General features: G+C 62.5%; 18 protein-coding genes and 1 other RNA gene. 7 read left to right on the forward strand and 12 right to left on the reverse strand.

Features of this window, described 5'->3' with window-relative positions; all coding sequences use genetic code 11:
* Positions 1 to 2: 2 nt before the first annotated feature.
* Together NKI06_RS23765 and NKI06_RS23770 are read right to left on the reverse strand one after the other, a co-directional pair.
* The gene (locus NKI06_RS23765; RefSeq protein WP_023688777.1) at positions 3 to 1,601 is read right to left on the reverse strand and encodes a cisplatin damage response ATP-dependent DNA ligase; all 1,599 of its coding nucleotides are present in this window, start codon (positions 1,599 to 1,601) and stop codon (positions 3 to 5) included.
* 223 nt (positions 1,602 to 1,824) lie between these two features.
* Positions 1,825 to 2,835: a ligase-associated DNA damage response exonuclease gene (locus tag NKI06_RS23770; protein ID WP_352987414.1), complete on the reverse strand. Its 1,011-nt coding sequence runs from the start codon at positions 2,833 to 2,835 to the stop codon at positions 1,825 to 1,827.
* 105 nt (positions 2,836 to 2,940) lie between these two features.
* Here NKI06_RS23770 and NKI06_RS23775 point away from each other — a divergent pair, with 105 nt between their 5' ends.
* Positions 2,941 to 3,873 carry a class I SAM-dependent DNA methyltransferase gene (locus NKI06_RS23775; RefSeq protein WP_023725790.1) on the forward strand — a complete coding sequence of 311 codons (933 nt, stop codon included), beginning with the start codon at positions 2,941 to 2,943 and terminating at the stop codon, positions 3,871 to 3,873.
* Between the two features lie 104 nt (positions 3,874 to 3,977).
* Complete coding sequence (locus NKI06_RS23780; RefSeq protein WP_023725789.1) at positions 3,978 to 4,334, forward strand: hypothetical protein; 357 nt, start codon at positions 3,978 to 3,980, stop codon at positions 4,332 to 4,334.
* 12 nt (positions 4,335 to 4,346) lie between these two features.
* Here the strand turns inward: NKI06_RS23780 and NKI06_RS23785 are convergent, their stop codons facing one another.
* From NKI06_RS23785 to NKI06_RS23815, 7 genes are all read right to left on the reverse strand, one after another.
* The gene (locus tag NKI06_RS23785) at positions 4,347 to 5,288 is read right to left on the reverse strand and encodes a 2-hydroxyacid dehydrogenase (RefSeq protein WP_352987408.1); all 942 of its coding nucleotides are present in this window, start codon (positions 5,286 to 5,288) and stop codon (positions 4,347 to 4,349) included.
* A gap of 19 nt (positions 5,289 to 5,307) precedes the next feature.
* Positions 5,308 to 6,939: an ABC transporter ATP-binding protein gene (locus NKI06_RS23790; protein ID WP_023688772.1), complete on the reverse strand. Its 1,632-nt coding sequence runs from the start codon at positions 6,937 to 6,939 to the stop codon at positions 5,308 to 5,310.
* Positions 6,936 to 8,075 (reverse strand): ABC transporter permease, encoded by a 1,140-nt coding sequence (locus NKI06_RS23795; protein WP_352987409.1) that lies wholly within the window; start codon positions 8,073 to 8,075, stop codon positions 6,936 to 6,938. Before NKI06_RS23795 ends, NKI06_RS23790 begins: the two co-directional genes overlap by 4 nt.
* Positions 8,075 to 9,172 (reverse strand): microcin C ABC transporter permease YejB, encoded by a 1,098-nt coding sequence (locus tag NKI06_RS23800; protein WP_023712587.1) that lies wholly within the window; start codon positions 9,170 to 9,172, stop codon positions 8,075 to 8,077. Before NKI06_RS23800 ends, NKI06_RS23795 begins: the two co-directional genes overlap by 1 nt.
* 174 nt (positions 9,173 to 9,346) lie before the next feature.
* Positions 9,347 to 11,215: an extracellular solute-binding protein gene (locus NKI06_RS23805; RefSeq protein WP_023712586.1), complete on the reverse strand. Its 1,869-nt coding sequence runs from the start codon at positions 11,213 to 11,215 to the stop codon at positions 9,347 to 9,349.
* Positions 11,215 to 13,092, reverse strand: coding sequence for an extracellular solute-binding protein (locus tag NKI06_RS23810; protein ID WP_352987410.1), 1,878 nt, complete (start codon positions 13,090 to 13,092; stop codon positions 11,215 to 11,217). Before NKI06_RS23810 ends, NKI06_RS23805 begins: the two co-directional genes overlap by 1 nt.
* A gap of 151 nt (positions 13,093 to 13,243) precedes the next feature.
* Positions 13,244 to 13,909 carry a c-type cytochrome gene (locus tag NKI06_RS23815; RefSeq protein WP_023688767.1) on the reverse strand — a complete coding sequence of 222 codons (666 nt, stop codon included), beginning with the start codon at positions 13,907 to 13,909 and terminating at the stop codon, positions 13,244 to 13,246.
* Positions 13,910 to 14,102: 193 nt separating this feature from the next.
* On the opposite strand from NKI06_RS23815, the gene NKI06_RS23820 reads away from it, so the two are divergent.
* Both NKI06_RS23820 and NKI06_RS23825 read left to right on the forward strand, forming a co-directional pair.
* Entirely contained in the window at positions 14,103 to 14,828 is a 726-nt protein-coding gene (locus NKI06_RS23820; RefSeq protein ID WP_023712584.1) for a 3-deoxy-manno-octulosonate cytidylyltransferase, read from the forward strand.
* 53 nt (positions 14,829 to 14,881) lie between these two features.
* Complete coding sequence (locus tag NKI06_RS23825) at positions 14,882 to 15,745, forward strand: prephenate dehydratase (RefSeq protein ID WP_023682034.1); 864 nt, start codon at positions 14,882 to 14,884, stop codon at positions 15,743 to 15,745.
* 7 nt (positions 15,746 to 15,752) lie between these two features.
* Here NKI06_RS23825 and NKI06_RS23830 read toward each other — a convergent pair whose 3' ends face one another.
* The 3 genes from NKI06_RS23830 to NKI06_RS23840 all read right to left on the reverse strand — a co-directional run bounded on the left by NKI06_RS23830 (position 15,753) and on the right by NKI06_RS23840 (position 17,530).
* Positions 15,753 to 16,058: a Dabb family protein gene (locus NKI06_RS23830; RefSeq protein ID WP_023669515.1), complete on the reverse strand. Its 306-nt coding sequence runs from the start codon at positions 16,056 to 16,058 to the stop codon at positions 15,753 to 15,755.
* Between the two features lie 75 nt (positions 16,059 to 16,133).
* The gene (nudC, locus tag NKI06_RS23835; protein WP_023738168.1) at positions 16,134 to 17,075 is read right to left on the reverse strand and encodes an NAD(+) diphosphatase; all 942 of its coding nucleotides are present in this window, start codon (positions 17,073 to 17,075) and stop codon (positions 16,134 to 16,136) included.
* Positions 17,076 to 17,110: 35 nt separating this feature from the next.
* The gene (locus tag NKI06_RS23840; RefSeq protein ID WP_023682032.1) at positions 17,111 to 17,530 is read right to left on the reverse strand and encodes an HIT domain-containing protein; all 420 of its coding nucleotides are present in this window, start codon (positions 17,528 to 17,530) and stop codon (positions 17,111 to 17,113) included.
* Positions 17,531 to 17,687: 157 nt separating this feature from the next.
* Here NKI06_RS23840 and ffs point away from each other — a divergent pair.
* From ffs to NKI06_RS23855, 3 genes are all read left to right on the forward strand, one after another.
* An RNA gene (gene ffs / locus NKI06_RS23845) (signal recognition particle sRNA small type) lies at positions 17,688 to 17,784 on the forward strand.
* A gap of 204 nt (positions 17,785 to 17,988) precedes the next feature.
* Positions 17,989 to 19,794, forward strand: coding sequence for a DNA polymerase III subunit gamma/tau (locus NKI06_RS23850; protein ID WP_352987411.1), 1,806 nt, complete (start codon positions 17,989 to 17,991; stop codon positions 19,792 to 19,794).
* A gap of 31 nt (positions 19,795 to 19,825) precedes the next feature.
* The gene (locus NKI06_RS23855; RefSeq protein ID WP_023669519.1) at positions 19,826 to 20,149 is read left to right on the forward strand and encodes a YbaB/EbfC family nucleoid-associated protein; all 324 of its coding nucleotides are present in this window, start codon (positions 19,826 to 19,828) and stop codon (positions 20,147 to 20,149) included.
* Positions 20,150 to 20,341 lie beyond the last annotated feature (192 nt).

The raw sequence follows: 20,341 nt of genomic DNA on the forward strand, positions 1-20,341 counted from the left end.
GCCTAGCGATCCAGCAGCGCCTGCAGCGTCTCGATGCGGTCGGCTTCGGCGGTCGGCTTGTCCCAGCGCAGCCGTGAGATGCGGGGAAATCGCATCGCAACGCCGGATTTGTGGCGGGTCGAACGGTTGAGACCTTCGAACGCCACCTCCAACACCAGGCCTTGGCTGCGGTCGGCGCGCACCGAGCGCACCGGGCCGAAACGCTCGACGGTGTTGTCGCGGACAAATTTGTCGATCTGCTTCAGCTCCTCGTCGGTGAAGCCGAAATAGGCCTTGCCGACCGGCACCAGTTCCTCCGCGCCTTCCGGCCCCGACCAGACGCCGAACGTATAGTCGGAATAAAAGCTCGACCGTTTGCCATGGCCGCGCTGCGCATACATCAGCACAGCATCGACCGTGTGCGGATCGCGCTTCCACTTGAACCACGGGCCTTTCGGCCGTCCCGCGAGATAGGGCGAATCCCAGCGCTTCAGCATCACGCCTTCGATAATCGGGTGCGGCGGCGCGCGGCGCAGTTCCTCCAGCGTTTGCCAATCCGGGAATTCGACGAACGGCGACAGATCGAAACGGTGCGGGTCCAGCGTTGTGATGAAGGCCTCAAGACGGGCCCGCCGCTCGCGGAAAGGTAGCGCGCGCAAATCTTCGCCGTTGATCTGCAGCGCATCGTAGCAGCGCATGAACGCCGGGTATTGCTGCTGTATCTTCGGGGCCACGCTCTTGCGATTGAGCCGCTGTTGCAGGTCCGAAAAGGTGCCGGTCGCCACCGGCTCGCCGACCAGCAATTCACCATCGAGCGCGGCGGAAAAATCCATTGCCTGGGCGAGATCGGGAAATGCGCCGGACACATCGTCGCCGGTGCGCGAATAGAGCCGGCGCACGCCGCCCTCGCACACCGCCTGAACGCGGATGCCGTCCCATTTCCATTCCGCGGCATAGTCGGCCGGATCGAGCTTTTCGAGGTCGCCGTCGCCGACCGGGTTCGACAGCATCACCGGACTGAACAGGGCAAGTGCGGTCCGCTTCGGCTTCTCGGCCTTGCCTTCCAGCCACGCGAACAGCGAGATATAGGGCGGCGTCAGCCCGTGCCACAGCTCCTCGATCTCGGCGACATCGACCTTGCCGAAATCGGCCAGCGCCTGTTTGGCCAGCCGCGCCGAAACGCCGATGCGCAAGCCGCCGGTGACCAGCTTGATGATGGCAAAGCGCGCCGAAATGCCGGCGCTGTCGAGCAGCCCGGCCAGCACCTTGGGTCCGTCGGAGCGGCTCGCCGCCTGCAGCGTCGCCACGACGTCGCCAAGCGTCGGCTCCCGGTTGGGGATATGTCCCGGCGTTTGCGGCCAGACCAGCGACACGGTTTCAGCGAGGTCGCCGACATAGTCGTAGGAATAGCCGAACAGCACCGGATCCATGCGCTCGGTGACCAGCGTGCGCAGCATCGCCGGCTTGACCGCCGCAATGTTGAGGTCGCCGGTGATCGCCGCCAGCGCCAGCCCGCGGTCGGGGTCCTCGACGCTGCGGAAATAGTCGACGAGCAGCGTCAGCTTGCCATTGCGCGACGGCGTCAGCACCAAGCGGTCGAGGAGTTCGGCGAAACGGTTCATGCGTCGCCCCACGCCAATGGTGAAAACCGGCGCGAGGCACCCCCCTCTGGCCTGCCGGCCATCTCCCCCTCAAGGAGGAAGATCGGATGTCGCGCCGGCCTTGGCCAATCTCCGATATTGGCGGAGATGAGCCGGCATTGGAGCTGCCAATATGCCCCCTTGACGGGGAGATGTCCGGCAGGACAGAGGGGGGCGCAACGGGTCGCGGCGCTGGTGATCACCATCAATCGCCCTCGTCCTCATAGCCCACAAGGTGCAGTGGCCTGGCGGCGATGCCTTCCAGCTCGCACCAGCGCACCAGCGCTTCCTCGCGGCCATGCGTCACCCAGATTTCGCCGGCGCCCGTCTCCTTGACGGTGGCGGTCAGTTCGTCCCAGTCGGCGTGGTCGGAAATGATCAGCGGCAGTTCGACGCCGCCTTGCTTGGCGCGCTGGCGGATGCGCATCCAGCCCGAGGCGAAGCACGAGATCGGGTCGGGAAAGCGCCGCGCCCAGCGGTCGGCGAAGGCCGATGGAGGGCCGACAACGATGACCCCAGTGAAATCCTGCTTGCCGCCGCTGTCGACGGTTGCCGGCTCCAGCGTGCCGAGGTCGATGCCCTGGCTCTGGTAATATTCGCTGAGCTTGGCCAGCGCGCCGTGGATATAGATCGGCCTGTCATAACCGGCATCGCGCAGCAGCCGCATCACCCGCTGTGCCTTGCCCAGCGCATAGGCGCCGACCAGATGCGATCGCTCGGGAAACTGCGCCGCCGATTTGAGCAGCCGGGCGATCTCCTCCGTGTCGGGCGGATGGTGAAACACCGGCAGGCCGAAGGTCGCCTCGGTGATGAAGACGTCGCATTGGACCGGTTCGAACGGTGCGCAGGTCGCTTCCTTCTGGCGCTTGTAGTCGCCGGAGGCGACGATGCGCCTGCCCTTGTGCTCGACCGCGATCTGCGCCGAGCCCAGCACATGGCCGGCCGGATGGAAGGTGACGCTGACATTGTTCAGCGCCATCGCTTCGCCAAGCACGGCCGCTTGCGTTGTCCCGGCAAAATCCTCGCCATAACGCAACCCCATGATGTCGAGCGTCTGCTGCGTCGCCAGCACCGAACGATGGCCGGATCGGGCATGGTCGGAATGGCCATGCGTGATCAACGCCCGGTCGACTGGCCGCACCGGGTCGATGAAGAAATCGCCGGATGGGCAATAAAGGCCTTCAGGCCGGGGATGGAGCAGGTCGCTGGCGCGCATCCAGTCAAGATAGTGGCTAATTCCAGCGCGGGAAGCCTGTTGCAAGAGACTGCTGACTCGGCCTACAGCCAGCCACCGGCCGCATCAGCCGGCGGGGCCATCGCCATGCAACCGCTGAAAATCTCGTCCGGCGACCTGACCGCCGACCGTCGCGCCGACTATGCCGAGATGCTTTTCGGCTCGGGCGAGCACGCGGCAGCGGCGGAGCTGCTGCTCGGCGCGCTGGAACTGGCGCCGCAATGGGCGGCGGGCTGGTTCCGTCTTGGCGAGATGCAGGAGACAGCCGAGCGGCTCGACGTGGCGGCTCAAGCCTGGGCGACGGCGCTGAAACTGGACCCGGCGGATCGCCTGGGTGCTGCGCTGAAGCTGCAACTCATCGGCAAGGCGCCGGCTGCCGCAGCGCCACCCAGCGCCTTCGTCGAGACGCTGTTCGACCACTATGCCGAGACTTTCGAGGACTCGCTGGTCGACAAGCTCGGCTACCGGCTGCCGGAGTTTCTCGATCGCGCCATTCGCGCGGCAAGACCGGGCCGCTTTTCGCTGGCGCTCGATCTCGGTTGCGGCACCGGTCTGATGGGCGAGAAACTGCGGCCGGTCGCCGAACGGCTGGAGGGCTACGATATCTCCGCCGCCATGCTGAAAAAGGCCCGCTCCAAGGGCGTCTACGACCTGCTCGCCAAGGCCGATCTGCAGCATTTTGCCTATGCCGGGCCGAAAGCCGATCTGGTGGTGGCGGCCGACGTGTTCATCTATGTCGGCGCGCTCGATCGCGTGGTGAAGACCGTCGCCGGCATTCTGGCCACCAATGGCCTGTTTGCCTTTTCCGTCGAAACGCCAGCCAAGGGCGGGGCGGGCGGCGACGCCGGTTTTGCGCTGCAGCCGTCTCGTCGCTACGCCCATTCTCAAGCCTATGTCGAGCGGGTGCTTGCCGCAAACGGCCTGTCGGTGCTGTCGATGCAGCCGACCGTCATCCGCTGGGATCGCCGCCAGCCGGTCGGCGGGCTTGCCGCGCTGGCGGTGCCCTCGTCCAAGGGTTGATGTCTCGTCTTGTTCGAAAACGTGAATAGGATTTTTGCGGCTCGCGCGGCATCAGGTAGGATACAAGCCGAGAAAAGCCCTCGGCAGGCATTGAGGAGGAACACATGCGCTGGAACATGATGGTCTTGGCGTCCTGCCTGGCGATGGCCGGCTGCAGCAGCTCGATGTCGGAGCGGCAGGACCAGGACGTACAATCGTCGCTGCAATATGACAACGTGCCTTGCGACCAGTTGCTGGCGCAGCGCAACGAACTGGCGCAGCAATACCATCTGTCGACGGACGCCAAGCCGAGCTTCTCCAATCCGGCGATGGGCTTCGGCCCGTTCACGCCGGATATGCGCTCCAAAAGCAAGCGCGATACTGATCTGGCAAGTGGCAAGATCGACGCCATGAACCGCTCGATCGTCCGCCGCGACTGCGGCAAGCCCAACAAACAGAAGAAGTTCACCCTGCCGAGCTGAACCTGAACTTCCTCAGTACCCCGCCTTGCGGTCGACCACGTTATCAAGCTTTTCGCCGCGCTCGAAGGCATCCATCTGCCGCAACATGCTCGGCGCCAGGTGGACAGGGTCGGAGGTCGCCGCCGCGTGCGGCGTCACGAACACTTTCGGGTGACTCCAAAGCGGACTGGTCTTCGGCAGCGGCTCGACCTCGAACACGTCGAGGCTCGCCTCCTTCAGCGTGCCGTCGTCCAGCGCTCGCAAGATGTCGGCGTCCTTCTGCAGCCGGCCGCGCCCGGCATTGATCAGCACCGAGCCGCCGAGGCCGTTTCGCTTGCGCAATTCCTTCAGCACGCCGTAATTGATGATGCCGTGCGTGTCCGGCGTCAGCGGCAACAGCACCACCAGTATGTCGGTGGCGTTGAGGAAGGGGATCAGCCCGGCCTCTCCGGCATAGGTCGCAACGCCTTTCATGGCCTTGTCGCTCCGCGACCAGCCATTGACGGCAAAGCCGAGCGACAACAGCACCGATGCCGCCGCGCGGCCGAGATTGCCGAGCCCCATAATGCCGACCGAGATGTCACCGGCCGGCCGCTGCGGCGGTTCGTGCCAGGTCTTCTTCGGCTGCTGCGCACGATAGAGCATGCCCTGGCGGTGATGGTCGAGCACGCGCCAGACGACATATTCGGTCATGTACTGCGTCAGGTTCTCGGCGACCACTTTGACGATCGGCACATCGGGCAGGCCGGGATCGGCGAAGATGTGGTCGACGCCGGCGCCGATCGAGAAGATTGCGCGCAGATTGGGCAGCGATTTCAGTAGGTTCGGCTTCTGCTTCCACACCACCGCATAGGTGATCGACGGATCCGAAGCGCCGTCCGGCTCCAGCACCACTTCGCGCTCGGCCGACAGCAGCTCGCGCCAGCGCTGCGGATGAAAGCCGGTGACGGCAAGCAGGATTTTGCCTTGTTCCATTTGCGGATTGTATTCCCTGTTATTCGCTGACGATACCGACCGGCGCCGTCTCGATCTTGAACGCGGCCGAGATCAGCGCCTTCGTATAGTCGGTCTGCGGCCGCTCGAAAATCTGTTCGGAAGGGCCGGCTTCGACGATCTTGCCATTGCGCATGACGATGACGTCATTGGCAAGGGCGCGAATGACTTTCAGATCGTGGCTGATGAACAGATAGGCAAGGTCGTGCCTGGCCTGCAGATTGCGTAAGAGGTCGACCACTTGCGCCTGCACGCTCATGTCGAGCGCCGAGGTCGGTTCGTCCAGCATGACGAAGCGTGGATTGAGCACCATGGCGCGCGCAATGGCGACGCGCTGGCGCTGGCCGCCGGAGAATTCATGCGGATAGCGGTTCCTGGTCGCCGGATCGAGCCCGACCTCCTTCAGCACGGCGACGACCTTGTCGTCGCGTTGATCGGGCGACAGCTTCGGCTCGTGGATCTTCAAGCCTTCCTCGATGATCTCCGAGACCGACATGCGCGGGCTAAGCGAGCCGAACGGGTCCTGGAAAACGATCTGCAACTCGCGGCGCAGCGGCCGCATGGCGTTGAAGGAAAGCTGGTTGATGTCGCTGCCATTGAACTGGATGGTGCCGGTCGATGAGATCATCCGCGCCAGCGCCAGCCCGAGCGTCGTCTTGCCGGAGCCGGATTCGCCGACGACGCCTAGCGTCTGGCCGGCGCGTACGGTGACGTCGATTCCGTCAACAGCCTTCACATTGTCGACGGTGGTGCGAAAGAAACCCTTTTTGATCGGGAACCAAACCTTGATGTCCTTGCCGGTCATAACCGGTTTGGCGGCGTCGTTGGCGGCCGGCGGCTTGCCCTTCGGCTCGGCGGCCAGGAGGTGCTTGGTATAAGCGTGCTGCGGGTTGGCGAAGATGTCCCTGGTCGGCCCGGTCTCGACGATCTTGCCTTTGGTCATCACGCAGACGCGGTCGGCGATCTTTCTGACAATGCCGAGATCATGGGTGATGAACAGCATTGACATGCCCTTGCGGCTCTTCAGCCCCGCCAGCAATTCGAGGATCTGCGCCTGGACAGTGACGTCGAGCGCCGTCGTCGGCTCGTCGGCGATCAGCAGTTCAGGCTCGTTGGCCAGCGCCATGGCGATCATGACGCGCTGGCGTTGGCCGCCGGACAGCTGGTGCGGATAGGCGTCGAGCCGCTTTTCCGGTTCGCGAATGCCGACCTCGTTGAGCAGCGCCAGCGTGCGCGCCTTGGCCTGGCGGTCGCCCATGCCCTGATGCAGCGCCAGGATCTCGACGATCTGCTGCTCGATCGTGTGCAGCGGATTGAGCGAGGTCATCGGCTCCTGGAAGATCATGGTGATCTTGTTGCCGCGCACGCTGCGCAACTGCTTTTCGTTCATCGCCAAAAGGTCGGCGCCCTGGAACAGGATCTTGCCCGAGGGATGGCTGGCCGTCGGGTAGGGCAGAAGCTTCAGCACCGACAGCGCCGAGACCGATTTGCCGGAACCGGATTCGCCCACAAGCGCCACCGTCTCGCCCTTGGCGAGATCGAAGGAGATGTGGTCGACGGCGGTCGACTCGTTGCCGCCTTGGGTGAAGGCAACGCTGAGATCGCGGACGGAGAGCAGGAGTTCGCTGCTCATCGGAACGCCTTGCGCGGGTCGAAAGCATCGCGCGTTGCTTCACCGATGAACACCAACAGCGACAGCATCAGCGAGATGACGATGAAGCCCGATATACCGAGCCAGGGGGCATTGAGGTTACTCTGCGCCTGTTTTAGCAGTTCGCCGAGCGACGCGGTGCCGGGAGGCAGGCCGAAGCCGAGATAGTCGAGCGAGGTCAGTGTCGAGATCGAGGCGCTGACCAGAAAAGGCATGAAGGTCAGCGTCGCCACCATGGCATTGGGCAGAAGATGGCGCAGCATGATGGTGCGGTTGGACACACCAAGCGCGCGGGCCGCGTTGACATATTCGAAGTTGCGCGCGCGCAGGAATTCGGCGCGCACCACGCTGACAAGCGACGTCCAGGAGAAGAGCAGCATCAGCCCGAGCAGGATGAAGAAGCCCGGCGGCAGGATGGCAGCGACGATCAGCAGCAGATACAGCAGCGGTATCGCCGACCAGATTTCTATGAAGCGTTGAAAGAGAAGGTCGGTCCAGCCGCCGAAATACCCTTGCAGCGCGCCGGCGGCGACGCCGATAACCGACGAACCCGCGGTCAGGATCAACCCGAACAGCACGGAAATCCTGAACCCGTAGATGATGCGCGCCAGCACGTCGCGCGCCTGGTCGTCGGTACCCAGCCAGTTCCAGTTGCCGACAATGCAGTCAGGATCGGCAGCGCCTTGCGGATATTGGCTGCATCGCCTCTGCGCGCCGTATTCCCATGACGGTTTTGCGGGAGCGGCGTCGGGGATCGCATTGTTGACGGTGCGGTAGGAATAGCGGATTGGCGGCCAGATCATCCAGCCATTGGCGTTGATCTCGTCGCGGATGACCGGGTCGCGATAGTCGGTGACGGCGTAGAAGCCGCCGAATTTTTCCTCGGGGTAGGCGACCGCCACCGGGAACAGGATCTCGCCTTTGTAGTAGGCGACGATCGGTCTGTCGTTGGCGATCAGTTCGGCAAACAGCGACAGCACGAACAGAGCGAGGAATATCCACAACGACCAGTAGCCGCGCCTGTTGGCCTTGAAGTTCTGCCAGCGCCGCTTGTTGAGCGGCGACAGCCAGGGGCGGGCGATCCTTGTCGGTGTGATCTCGGCTGCAGCCTGCGTCATCAGACGTCTCTCCGCTCGAAATCGATGCGCGGATCGACCCATGTGTAGATCAGGTCGGACAACAGCGTCACGAACAGGCCAAGTAGCGAAAATATATAGAGGTTGGCGAACACGACCGGATAGTCGCGCGCCAACACGGACCTGAAACCGAGCAGCCCGAGACCGTCGAGGGAAAAGATGTTCTCGATCAAAAGCGAGCCGGTGAAAAAGGCCGAGATGAAGGCCGCTGGAAAGCCGGCAATGACGATCAGCATTGCGTTGCGGAACACATGTCCGTAAAGCACCCGCCGCTCCGACAGGCCCTTGGCACGGGCCGTCACCACATACTGTTTGCGTATCTCTTCCAGGAAGGAGTTCTTGGTCAGCAGCGTCGTCGTCGCGAAGGCCGACAGCACCAGCGCCGTCAGCGGCAAGGTCATGTGCCAGAAATAATCGACGATCTTGTCAGGCCACGACAATTGGTCCCAATTGTCGGAGACGATGCCGCGCAGTGGGAACCAGTCCCAGAAGGAGCCGCCCGCGAACAGCACCATCAGCAATATGCCGAACAGGAAGGCCGGTATGGCATAGCCGACGATGATCACGCCGCTGGTCCAGACGTCGAAGGCGGAGCCGTCCTTGACCGCCTTGCGGATGCCAAGGGGAATCGAGATCAGATAGGACAACAGCGTGATCCACAGCCCAAGCGAGATCGACACCGGCATCTTTTCCAGGATCAGATCGAGCACCGAGATGTCACGGAAATAGCTGTCGCCGAAATCGAAGCGGACATAGTTCCACAGCATCATGCCGAAGCGTTCGAGCGGTGGTTTGTCGAAGCCGAACTGCTTTTCCAGCTTCTTGATGAATTCAGGATCGAGCCCTTGCGCGCCGCGGTACTTCGAACCGACATCGCCGGCCACATCGAAATTGCCGCCGCCTCCTGCATCGCCGCCGCCGCTGCCGAGGCGGTCGCTGCCGCCCTGGTTGGTCAGGCTGGCGATGACCTGCTCGACCGGTCCACCCGGTGCGAATTGAGTGACGACGAAAGCAACAGCCATGATGCCGAACAGGGTCGGTATCATCAGCAGGATACGGCGCAGTATGTAGGCGCCCATCAGCTTTCACCCTCCCCCTTGTGGGGAGGGTCGATCCGCGAAGCGGAGCGGGGTGGGGGTAGTCTCGATCCGGCGTACGCCGTCACACCCCCACCCCGGTTCGCCATTCGCGCTGCGCACGAAGTGCTCACCGACCCTCCCCACGAGGGGGAGGGTAAAGTGCCGCGCAACAGCCTACCCTTTGCCAATTTTTGCCGCCTTGCCCTTGTCGACCCACCACAGCGCTTCGACCGGGAAGTCGAAATCGGGTTTCCGCTCGGGAAAACCGAACATGTCCCAATAGGCGCTTCGATGATTCGCCAGGAACCAACTTGGAATCCAATCCCTCCGTGCACGCAAGACCCGGTCGAGCGCGCGCATGGCAATTGTCAGGCTTTCGCGACCCTCGGCGGCACCTGCGGCGTCAACCAGGGCGTCGATGGCCGGGCTCGACGTTCCCGGCAGATTGCGAGAGCCCGATACGGTAGCTGCTCGCGAATGGAAAATGGTTTCGAGGTCATCACGGGTTGGCGTCGCCGGAAACGAGGCCGCGACCGAGACGAGGTCGTAGTCGAACGAATTCTGCCGCAGCTGATATTGCGCGGCATCCACCAGCCGGATCGAGGCATCGATGCCGACCGCCTTCATGTTTTCGACCCAGGGCGAGTAGACCTGTTCGAAGACTTCGTCGTCGACAAGAAACTCTGCGGACAACCGACCACCCTTGTCGTTCACGACGAAATTGCCGGACCGTTTCCAGCCGGCCTCGGCCAGAAGCTTGGCCGCCTTGCCAAGCAACTGCCGGTCGCGGCCGGAGCCGTTCGACGCGTCCTGGATCACGGCTTCGCCAAAAGCCTCGGCGGGAATCTGCTCACGCAGCGGCTCAAGAAGAGCCAATTCTTGTGGCGACGGTCTGCCCTCGGCGCGAAATTCGGATTTCTCGAAGCAGGATTGCGAGCGCTCATAGGAACCGTAGAAGAAATTGCGCCGCGTCCATTCGAAGTCGAAGCACAGCCCGATCGCCTGCCGCACGCGCGAGTCGCGAAACTGCTCGCGCCGCTGGTTGACGGCGGTGCCCTGCATCGAAGGCACCGTTTCGGCCGGGAATTCGTGCTTCACCACCTTGCCGGCAGTGAAGGCTGGGAAGTCGTAGCCGGTCGCCCAGACGCGCGAGGTGAATTCCTCCCTGTAGAGGATTTCTCCCTTCTTGAACGCTTCGAAGGCAACGCTACGGTCCTGATAGAACTCAACGCGAATCCGCTGAAAATTGTTCTGGCCGCGATTGACCGGCAGGTCGTTGCCCCAATAATCAGCCACACGCTCATATTCGATCCAGGCCCCTGCCGACCAGCGACCGACCTTGTAGGCGGCTGACCCCAACGGCGGGTTCATCTGCGAGGAATCGAACGGGTTGGTCGTGTAGAACGCCTTCGACAGGACCGGGAACTCGACGACGTTGAGGATGGTGCGGCTTGTCTGCTTGCCGGAAAACCTAAGCTGCAGCGTGTGGGCATCCACGGCAATCCCGTCATCCAGATGCGTTAGCGGCAGGGAATAGTACGGGTGCCCCTTGTCCTTGAGCAGCTTGAAGGTGAAGGCGGCATCCTCTGCGGTCAATGGCGTGCTGTCATGGAAGCGGGCCTGCGGGCGCAGCGAGAAGGTGAAGTCGTTGCGGTCGTCGGAAATCGTCACGCCGTCAGCGATCAGCCCGTAAACGGCGTCAGGTTCGTCGTACGCTCTCACCATCAGTGAATCGAAGCACATCTCCGTGCGCTGGGGCGAATCGCCTTTGGGGACGAACGAATTCAGCGTGTTGAAGGTCAGCGGCGTCTGGTTGGCAAGCCAGTTGCGCGGCAGGAAGTTGAAGACGCCACCTTGCGGCGCATCGACATTGACATAGTCGAAATGAGTGAAGTCCGGCTTGTATTTGAGGTCGCCGAAAGCCGACAGTCCATGCAGTTTCACGCGGGTTGGGCTGGCGGCGAAAGCCTTGCCCGGCAGCAGCGCAGCAACAGCCGCGGCGCCACTGAGGGCCAGGAAATCGCGGCGAGGGAGCCCCGCCATCAATTGCTGCCCTTGTACTTGGCGGCCAGGGCCTTTTCCTTGTCCGCATCGATCCACCAGGAATCGATATCGGCGCCACGGTAGCCGGGCTGCTTTTCCGGAATGCCGAACTTGTTCCAGTAAGCCAGCCACACAACGGCGCGATAGTATTGCGGCACCACATAGTAATTCCACAGCAGCACGCGATCGAGCGCATGGGTGGTGGCGACGAGGTCATCGCGATCCGTGGCAAAAATGATGCGGTCGACAAGGGCGTCAACGACCGGGTTCTTGATGCCGGAATAATTGCGCGATGCCGGTGTGCCGGCGGACTTGGAGCTCCAGAAATCGCGCTGCTCGTTGCCGGGCGATTCCGACTGTTGGAGCTGTCCTGTGATGACGTCGTAATCGAAATTTCTGACGCGGTTGGTGTACTGGCTCGGGTCGACGATGCGCAGTGTCGCATCGACGCCGATCTTGCGCAGATTGGCGATCCAGGGGCTGGAAATGACCTGGTCGGTTTCATGCGAGCCTAGGATTTCAAACTTGAATGGCTCGCCGGTCTTGGCGTTGACCATCTTGCCGCCCTTGATCACCCAGCCGGCCTGGGCGAACAGGTCGACCGCCTGCTTCAGATATTTGCGCTCGGCCTGCGGCGAATCGTAGACCGGCAGCTTGAATTCCTGCGTGAACAGCTCCGGCGGCAGCTTGTCGCGGTACTTCTCCAGGATCTCCAGCTCCTTGCCTTGCGGCAGGCCGCTCGAGGCCAGTTCCGTGCCTTGGAAATAACTGTGGGTGCGGGTGTTGAAACCGAAGAACAGCGTGCGGTTCATCGATTCGAAATCGAAGGGATAGGTGAGCGCGGCCCTGACCAGACGATCGGCAAACAGCTTGTGTCTCTGGTTGAGCATGAAAGCCTGCATCGGCTCGGGCGAGGTGGTCTTGAACTCCTGCTTGATCACATCGCCGGCCTTGATCGCCGCGAAATCATAAAATGTCGCCCAGCGCTTCGAGCTGTTTTCCGGCTTGATATCGTCGAGGCCACCTTTCTTGAACGCCTCCCAGGAGGCGTTGTCGTCAAGAATGTAGGTGAAGTGCTGCGTGTCGAAATTCTCCCGGCCGATCTTCACAGCCAGCTTGGCGCCCCAATAGTCGGGGACACGCTGCCAGACGATTTCCGACCCCGCCTTGAAGCTGGCGATCTTGTATGCAGCCGAGCCCAGCGGCGGCTCCAGCGTCCCCTTGGTGATGTCGCGCTTCTTGCCATTGGCGTCGGTGCCTTCCCACCAATGCTTGGGCAGCACGACAAGGTCGCCGAGGATCTTGGGCAGTTCGCGATTGCCCTTCTGGTCGAAGTGGAACTCGACCTCACGGTCCGAGACAGCGACGGCGTCGGTGACGTTTTCGAAATAGCGGCTGTACATCGGGCTGTTGGCCTTCAGCACCTGGAACGACCAGATCACGTCGTCAGTGGTGATAGGCTGTCCGTCATGCCATTTCGCCCGTGGGTCGAGCCGGTAGGTGGCCGAGGAATAGTCGGTAGGGTACTTGTAGGCATCGGCGATGAGCGGGTGGCTGACGCTGCCTTCGTCAGTCGCTTGATCCATGAGCGTGTCGTAGAGCAGGCCGCCGCCAAATGGCTGCAGGCCGGCCGCCGGCGAGCCCTGCACGATGTAGGGATTGAAGCTGTCGAACGTGCCGGAAACGACCGAATTGTAGGTACCGCCCTTCGGTGCATCCGGATTCACATAATCGTAGCGCTGGAAATTCTCGCCATATTTGGAGGGGCCGATCAGCGAAGAGGTGGTGTGCCATTCCTGGGGGAAGGCTGCCTGCAGGCCGCCTGCGAGGGCGCCCACAACCAGAAAGGACCTCAGAAGCGTTCGGCCAACCGTCATGCGTTCTCCTCTTCGCCATGCCCGGCAATCCTAAATGATTTGACGCCGGTGAAAACCGCCATGCGGCGGCTTTGTCGCCGCATATGCGATTTTCCTAACAAAAAGCCGGCCTGAACCCGGCTTTTTTGAGATCATGGAGATGACAATTCGGTTATTTGGCGGGCGCCGGTGCCGGCGTCGCAGGGGCTGGAGCTGCACCTTCAGCCGGCTTGGCCGGAGCAGCACCCTCGGCCGGCTTGCCCGGCGCGGTTGCATCAGCGGCGGCACCTGGCGTCGGCAGCGGCTTCGGACTATCCGACAGCGTGCGCAGATAGGCGATGACGTTGGCGCGGTCCTCGTCCTTCGGCAGGCCGGCAAAGCCCATCGCAGTGCCCTTCACGAATTTCTTCGGCGAGGTGATGAAGTGGTTGAGGTTGTCATAGGTCCACTTCTCCGCGCCGCCCTTGGAAAACTCTTTCATGCCGGCCGAATAGGCAAAGCCCTCATGCTCGGCGACGGGGCGGTCGACGATGTCCCAGAGATCCGGGCCGACCTTGTTGGGGCCGCCTTTCTCGCCGGAATGGCAGGCCTGGCATTTCTTGAAGACGGCCGCACCTTGCTCGACATTGGCGGTGGCCAAAAGGTCGGCAATCGGCTTGGCCTCTGCCGCGGGTCCGGCGGCGCCGCCTTCGGCAGGCTCCGTCGCCTCGATGGCAAAGCCGGGTTTTTCCGGCGCCGGCGAGGCAAACAGGGCGTCGGACACCAAACCGACCGAGAAGACGACGAAACAGGTTCCAAGCAACCCGGCGAGCAGTTTGTTGACTTCGTTGGAATCCATACGCCCCAGGGCTCCCTTTTCCGGCGGACCTCTCCGTCCACTCCGTCCGTCGGTATCGTGACCCACCCCGTCGAGCCGGTCAAATCGGGCGGAAACTAGGTCTTTTGCTTGGGCGTTGCAACACCTATAAGGGCGCTTCCAGTGAGACCTTTTGCCACTTTCCCCATCCTCTTTCGAACGCCTTGCAACCTCGATGTCCACGCTCATCCTGATCCCGGCCCGCATGGCCTCGACGCGCCTGCCGGGCAAGCCGCTGGCCGACATAGCCGGCGCGCCGATGATCGTCCATGTCGCCCGCCGCGCCGCTGAGGCTGGGCTTGGCCGGGTGGTGGTGGCAACCGACACGCGCAACGTGGCCGAAGCGGTGCGCGCGCACGGTTTCGAGGCGGTGATGACGCGCACCGACCACGAATCCGGTTCCGACCGTATCTTCGAGGCGCTGACCGCCCTCGACCCCGATCGCAAGGTCGAAACCATCGTCAATGTGCAGGGCGACCTGCCGACCATCGATCCCAAGATCATCGGTGCGGCGCTGAAACCGTTCGAGGACGCTGCGGTCGACATCGCCACGCTCGGCGTCGAGATCGTCCGCGACGAGGAAAAGGCCAACCCCAACGTCGTCAAGATCGTCGGTTCGCCGTTGTCGGCGACGCGGCTGAAGGCGCTCTATTTCACCCGCGCCACCGCGCCCTGGGGCGAGGGGCCGCTCTATCACCATGTCGGCCTCTACGCCTATCGGCGCTCAGCCCTCGAACGCTTCGTCGCGCTAAAACCGTCGCCGCTCGAACGGCGCGAGCGGCTGGAGCAGTTGCGGGCGGTGGAGGCCGGTATGCGCATCGATGCCGAGATCGTGCAATCGCTGCCGCTCGGCGTCGACACGCCGGAAGACCTCGAACGCGCCAGACAAATTCTTTGCTGAGAAGACAAATCCTTTCCTGACACCGCAGATCCTTTCAAACCTGAGATATCGGCATGCCTGACAAGACCAACAGAATAGCCTTCCAGGGCGAACCGGGCGCCAATTCCGACACCGCCAGCCGCAACATGTTCCCTTCGATGGAGCCGTTGCCGTGCCCCACCTTCGAGGATGCCTTCAACGCGGTCGAGACCAACAAGGCCGACCTCGCCATGATCCCGATTGAAAACACCATCGCCGGCCGCGTCGCCGACATCCATCATCTCTTGCCGGAATCGAAACTCCACATCGTCGGCGAATATTTCCTGCCGATCCACTTCCAGCTGATGGTGCTGCCAGGCGTCAAACGCGAAGAGATCAAGACCGTGCACAGCCATATCCATGCGCTGGGACAGTGCCGCAAATACATCCGCAAGAACGGTTGGAAGCCGGTGATCGCCGGCGACACGGCGGGCTCTGCGAAGCTGGTCTCGGAGCTCAAGGACCGCACTATGGCCTCGCTCGCCCCGGCGCTAGCCGCAGAACTCTACGGCCTCGACATCATCGAGAAGAACGTCGAGGACACGGATTCGAATGTCACCCGCTTTGTCGTGCTGACCAAGGACAAGCGATTGGCCGAACGGCCCTCGGCCGACACCAAGATGATGACGACCTTCATGTTCCGTGTCCGCAACGTGCCGGCTGCGCTCTACAAGGCAATGGGCGGTTTCGCCACCAACGGCGTCAACATGACGAAGCTGGAGAGCTATCAGTTGGGCGCCTTCACCGCGACGCTGTTCTACGCCGATATCGAGGGCCATCCCGACGACCCACTGGTCAAGCTGGCGCTGGACGAACTGCGCTTCTTCTCGCGCGAAGTGCGCATTCTGGGTGTCTATCCCGCCAGCGAGTCGCGCGAGCAGTGGAAGGTCGCGGACTAAGGTTCCCCTAAACCAGCAGGGTCAGCGGCACATAGTCGATTTCCATGAAGGTTTCGACTTCCGGGATCCAGCGGTCGCGCACGAAGGCAACGTGGTCGGGATGCTCGTTATATCTGGTGTAGGCGGCCTGATCGACGAACTCCATCGAGAAGCCGAAGTGATAGTCGTTCTTCGGGCTGACTTGCCGCAGCGGCTCGAAATGGGTGACGCCCTTGATTGCGCTGAGAATGCGCTTGGCATCGGAGAGGAACCGCTTTTCCTCCAGCGAGTACTGCGGGTGCTTCAGGGTGAAAACCACGGTGTGACGGATCATTTTTTGCTCCCGTTAAGCAATTCCAGGAAAAGTGTGAAGCGGTTTTCCGTCCGGAATTGCGTAAAATAACAAGTCTTATTCGCTGTCGACCCAGGCGCGGATCAGATGATGCGCGATCGCGCCTTTCGGCGGCGTGACCAGATTGTCCTTGTGCGTCCTCTCCAGCATGGAACGCACCTCGTCGCGAAAAAACCAGCGGCAATCTTCCAACTCGTTGAGATCGGCCTGGATGTCGTCATTGAGCGGTTCGCCGAAACAGCCGATCATCAGCGAATAGGGGAACGGCCAGGGTTGGCTGGCATGGTAGACGACGCGGCCGAGCCGGATGCCGGCTTCCTCCAGCGTTTCGCGGCGCACCGCCGCCTCGATCGTCTCGCCCGGCTCGATGAAGCCGGCAAGCGCCGAGTACATGCCGGGCCCGAAATGCCGGCCGCGGCCGAGCAGGCATTTTTCCCGCGTCGCCGTCAGCATAATCGCCACCGGATCGGTGCGTGGAAAGTGCTCGGTGCCGCAATTTGGGCAATGGCGCTTGTAGCCGCCGGCCCGCATTTGCGATTCATGGCCGCATTTGCTGCAGAAGCGATGGGTGGCATGCCAGGCAAGCAGGGCGGCGCCTTGCGCCAGCGCGCCCGCTGCCGCCTCGTCGATCAGCCCCTGCATATAGACCGAGCGATAATCGATCGCCTTCATGGTCTCCGGTAGCTGTTCGGGATCGAGGCCGACCGGCACGGCAAGGACCGGGCCGCTCTCGGCAAAGCCAAGCAGCACGCCTTGTGCGAGTGATGGCTGCAGCTTCTGGCTCTCAGCCAGATCGAACCAAGGGTCGAAGCTGCCATCGTGCAATTTCAGATACAGCCGTCCGCCATGCATCGGCAGAAGACGTGCCGAGGGATCGGCCAACGCCCTTTCGACGGAATCGTCGGCGCGGTTCTCGGATTGCCGATCAATCGTGTTTCCGGCGAAGCCGACGAACTGGCTCGGTTCGCGCAAGGGCGCGTCAAAAAGGCGAAAGGTCATGGAAGCTCGAACGTCTAGGGATGGACACAGGCGGCTTATAGCGCCGCCTTGATCTGTTGCGCAAATTGGCGGATGCCTGAACGCTCATAGGGCTCGCGCATGCCGTGCCCCCACACCGGCCCCGGCCAGCCCGGATCGCCTTCCGAGCGGGCGATGACGTGGACATGCAATTGCCGAACGATGTTGCCGAGCGCGCCGGTGTTGATCTTGGTGCAGCCCGTGGTTCTTTTCAGCGCCTGCGCCACCATGTTGGTTTCGAAGGTCAACATCGCCTGGTCGAGCGGCGTCATGTCGTGGATTTCTTCGGCCCCCGGCCGCTGCGGCACCAGGACCAGCCATGGCCAGCGGCTATCGTTCATCACCCTGAGCTCGCACAGGCCGAGCCACATCAGCTGCTCGCTATCCGCCTCCAGCCTGGAGTCGAGCGTGAATCCGGCCTTGAGGCCCGGTAGCATTGGCGTTTCCCTTGCGCTTCTCGCATTATTCCCAAACTCATGACGCTAGAGCGGCTGCACGGGGGCTGCAAGCGATTCATTGAGCGGCGGAGTTCACGGGCATCCGATTCTCAATGCACCCTTGCATTTGATCGCTGAATTGCCGATATGGAACGCGGGAGGTTGGTGGTGGACGATCCACTCGCCAACCGGGTCAGGTCCGGAAGGAAGCAGCCCTAACGAGCCCGGAACGGGTCATTGTTCCAGCCTCCCACCTCATCGGCCCCTCTCGCGACATTGACGACGCATTGCAGCGCGGGCGAGACTATTGGAGCAATTCCAGGGAAAGTGTGAGCGGTTTCCCGTCCGGAATTGCGTTAAAGCAAAGGGTAGAGCGGTTTGCCGTTTCAGAAAACGGTGAAACGATCTAGCAGGAATCGGCTACGCTGAGACGCGGCCTTTTGGAGCTTTACGGGCGAATGAGCGAAGCCGGAAATTCGGACCCCGAAACCCTGGAGAAGCAAAAGGCCGTCGCCTATCGCGTGCTGGCGCGCAAATATCGTCCGTCGAATTTCTCCGAACTGATCGGCCAGGAGCCGATGGTCCGCACTTTGACCAACGCTTTCTCCACAGGCCGCATCGCCCAGGCCTGGATGCTGACCGGCGTGCGCGGCGTCGGTAAGACCACGACGGCGCGCATCCTGGCGCGGGCGCTCAACTACAAGACGCCGACGGTCGACCATCCCTCGGTCGACCTCGCCCTCCTGGGCGAGCACTGCCAGGCGATCATGGAAGGCCGCCATGTCGACGTCATCGAGATGGACGCCGCGTCGCATACCGGCATCGACGACATCAGGGACATTATCGAGCGCGTGCGCTACGCCCCGGTGTCGGCGCGCTACAAAGTCTACATCATCGACGAAGTGCACATGCTCTCCACCCAGGCCTTCAACGGCCTGCTGAAGACGCTGGAAGAGCCGCCGCCGCACGTCAAATTCATCTTTGCCACCACCGAAATCCGCAAGGTGCCGATCACCGTGCTGTCGCGCTGCCAGCGTTTCGACCTGAGACGCATCGATGCCGGCGCGCTGGTCGCGCATCTCGCCTCGATTGCCGGCAAGGAAGGCATATCGGTCGACGACGACGCGCTGGCGATGATCGCGCGCGCCGCCGAAGGCTCGGCCCGCGATTCGCTCTCCATCCTCGACCAGGCAATCGCCCATGGCGGCGGCGCCGTCAGCGCCGAAGCGGTGCGCGCCATGCTGGGTCTCGCCGACCGCGCCCGCATCGTCGACCTGTTCGAACATGTCATGAAAGGCGATGTGGCGGCCGCCCTTGCCGAATTCCGCAACCAGTACGACACCGGCGCCGATCCGGCTGCCGTGCTGACCGATCTGGCCGAATTCAACCACCTCGTCACCCGGCTGCGCTTCGTGCCGACGGCTGCCGACGACGCTTCCCTGTCCGAGGATGAGCGCCGCCGCGGCGCCGACTTCGCCAGCACGCTGTCGGTCAAGGTTCTGTCGCGAACCTGGCAGATGCTCTTGAAAGGCATTCCCGAGGTGCAGTCGTCCAACCGACCGGTCAGCGCCGGCGAGATGGTGCTGATCCGGCTGGCGCATGCCGCCGACCTGCCGACGCTGGACGAGGCGCTGAAATCTCTGGAGAGCGGCGCTCCGGCGTCCGGTGGTGCGTCACGCCCGAATGGTGCGCCGGTAAATGCCGGCAATGGCGCCAGCGCGGTAGCGCAGACCCGGATGCCGTCCGGGCCAGCCGGTGCGCAAACCATGCGATTGGTCGACGCGCCCCCGGTCGCCTTTGTCGCGCCTCCGCAGCCGGTCGTCGAGCCGCAATCGCCGCCGCTGAAATCGCTGGCCGATATTGTCGCTCTTGCCGACGCGCAGCGTGACATCGCCTTCAAGGTGCTGGTCAAGAGCTGTATTCGCCTGGTGCGCATCGAGCCCGGCCGTATCGACGTCGGCCTGACCGCCGATGCGCCCAAGATGCTGCTCAACGACTTGACGACGAAGCTGCGCGCCTGGACCGGCCGCAACTGGCTGGTGTCATTGTCGAAGGAAGAGGGCGGCCAAACGCTGGCCGAGATGGAATCGACCAGGCGCGAGACTGCTTTCTCCGACGCGAAAAGCGATCCGGCTGTGGCCGCCATCCTGGCGCGCTTTCCCGGCGCCAAGATTATCGACGTGCGCATTCCCGACGCGCCGGAAGTCGACACCGACAAGGCCGAAGCGCCGGTCGAGCCGCCATCCGACGACGACGAAACCTGACCATAGCCACGAATCCGCAAAGGACCCGACCATGAAAGATCTTCTCGGCCTGATGGGCAAGGCGAAGGAAATGCAGGCCAAGTTCCAGGCCATGCAGGACGAGATCGCCACGATTGAAGCAAGCGGGCAGGCGGGCGGCGGGCTGGTCAATGTCACGCTGACCGGCAAGTTCGAAATGAAGTCGCTGAAGATCGATCCGTCGCTGTTCAAGGAGGACGAGGTCGAGATTCTCGAAGACCTGCTGCTGGCCGCTCACAATGACGCCAAAAATAAGGTCGAGCAGATTATGCAGGAGAAGACCAAGGCGCTGACGGCAGGCTTGCCGATCCCGCCCGGAATGAAATTGCCGTTCTGAGCCGGCTCCAACCAGTTAATTGATTATGAAGGGAAATCGGCTGCGGAGGCTGTCGTTAAGACTTTCTCCGGCTTTGCTCACGCGAACATATCCGGGCATTTATAAAGTTTTACCTATGCTGCACGAAACCTAATCCTTTAGCCATCTTTTTGCCTTTAAGAGTCTCATTCTTGCCACATCTCGGGGCGGGCT

The sequence above is a fragment of the Mesorhizobium sp. M0772 genome (assembly GCF_040320135.1).
Classification (GTDB): Bacteria; Pseudomonadota; Alphaproteobacteria; order Rhizobiales; family Rhizobiaceae; genus Mesorhizobium.

Bases quoted from the DNA above. Each gene is read 5' to 3' on its own strand.
- NKI06_RS23765 (WP_023688777.1), bottom strand. From the start codon at position 1,601: ATGAACCGTTTCGCCGAACTCCTCGACCGCTTGGTGCTGACGCCGTCG.
- NKI06_RS23770 (WP_352987414.1), bottom strand. From the start codon at position 2,835: ATGCGCGCCAGCGACCTGCTCCATCCCCGGCCTGAAGGCCTTTATTGC.
- NKI06_RS23775 (WP_023725790.1), top strand. From the start codon at position 2,941: ATGCAACCGCTGAAAATCTCGTCCGGCGACCTGACCGCCGACCGTCGC.
- NKI06_RS23780 (WP_023725789.1), top strand. From the start codon at position 3,978: ATGCGCTGGAACATGATGGTCTTGGCGTCCTGCCTGGCGATGGCCGGC.
- NKI06_RS23785 (WP_352987408.1), bottom strand. From the start codon at position 5,288: ATGGAACAAGGCAAAATCCTGCTTGCCGTCACCGGCTTTCATCCGCAG.
- NKI06_RS23790 (WP_023688772.1), bottom strand. From the start codon at position 6,939: ATGAGCAGCGAACTCCTGCTCTCCGTCCGCGATCTCAGCGTTGCCTTC.
- NKI06_RS23795 (WP_352987409.1), bottom strand. From the start codon at position 8,075: ATGACGCAGGCTGCAGCCGAGATCACACCGACAAGGATCGCCCGCCCC.
- NKI06_RS23800 (WP_023712587.1), bottom strand. From the start codon at position 9,172: ATGGGCGCCTACATACTGCGCCGTATCCTGCTGATGATACCGACCCTG.
- NKI06_RS23805 (WP_023712586.1), bottom strand. From the start codon at position 11,215: ATGGCGGGGCTCCCTCGCCGCGATTTCCTGGCCCTCAGTGGCGCCGCG.
- NKI06_RS23810 (WP_352987410.1), bottom strand. From the start codon at position 13,092: ATGACGGTTGGCCGAACGCTTCTGAGGTCCTTTCTGGTTGTGGGCGCC.
- NKI06_RS23815 (WP_023688767.1), bottom strand. From the start codon at position 13,909: ATGGATTCCAACGAAGTCAACAAACTGCTCGCCGGGTTGCTTGGAACC.
- NKI06_RS23820 (WP_023712584.1), top strand. From the start codon at position 14,103: ATGTCCACGCTCATCCTGATCCCGGCCCGCATGGCCTCGACGCGCCTG.
- NKI06_RS23825 (WP_023682034.1), top strand. From the start codon at position 14,882: ATGCCTGACAAGACCAACAGAATAGCCTTCCAGGGCGAACCGGGCGCC.
- NKI06_RS23830 (WP_023669515.1), bottom strand. From the start codon at position 16,058: ATGATCCGTCACACCGTGGTTTTCACCCTGAAGCACCCGCAGTACTCG.
- nudC (WP_023738168.1), bottom strand. From the start codon at position 17,075: ATGACCTTTCGCCTTTTTGACGCGCCCTTGCGCGAACCGAGCCAGTTC.
- NKI06_RS23840 (WP_023682032.1), bottom strand. From the start codon at position 17,530: ATGCTACCGGGCCTCAAGGCCGGATTCACGCTCGACTCCAGGCTGGAG.
- NKI06_RS23850 (WP_352987411.1), top strand. From the start codon at position 17,989: ATGAGCGAAGCCGGAAATTCGGACCCCGAAACCCTGGAGAAGCAAAAG.
- NKI06_RS23855 (WP_023669519.1), top strand. From the start codon at position 19,826: ATGAAAGATCTTCTCGGCCTGATGGGCAAGGCGAAGGAAATGCAGGCC.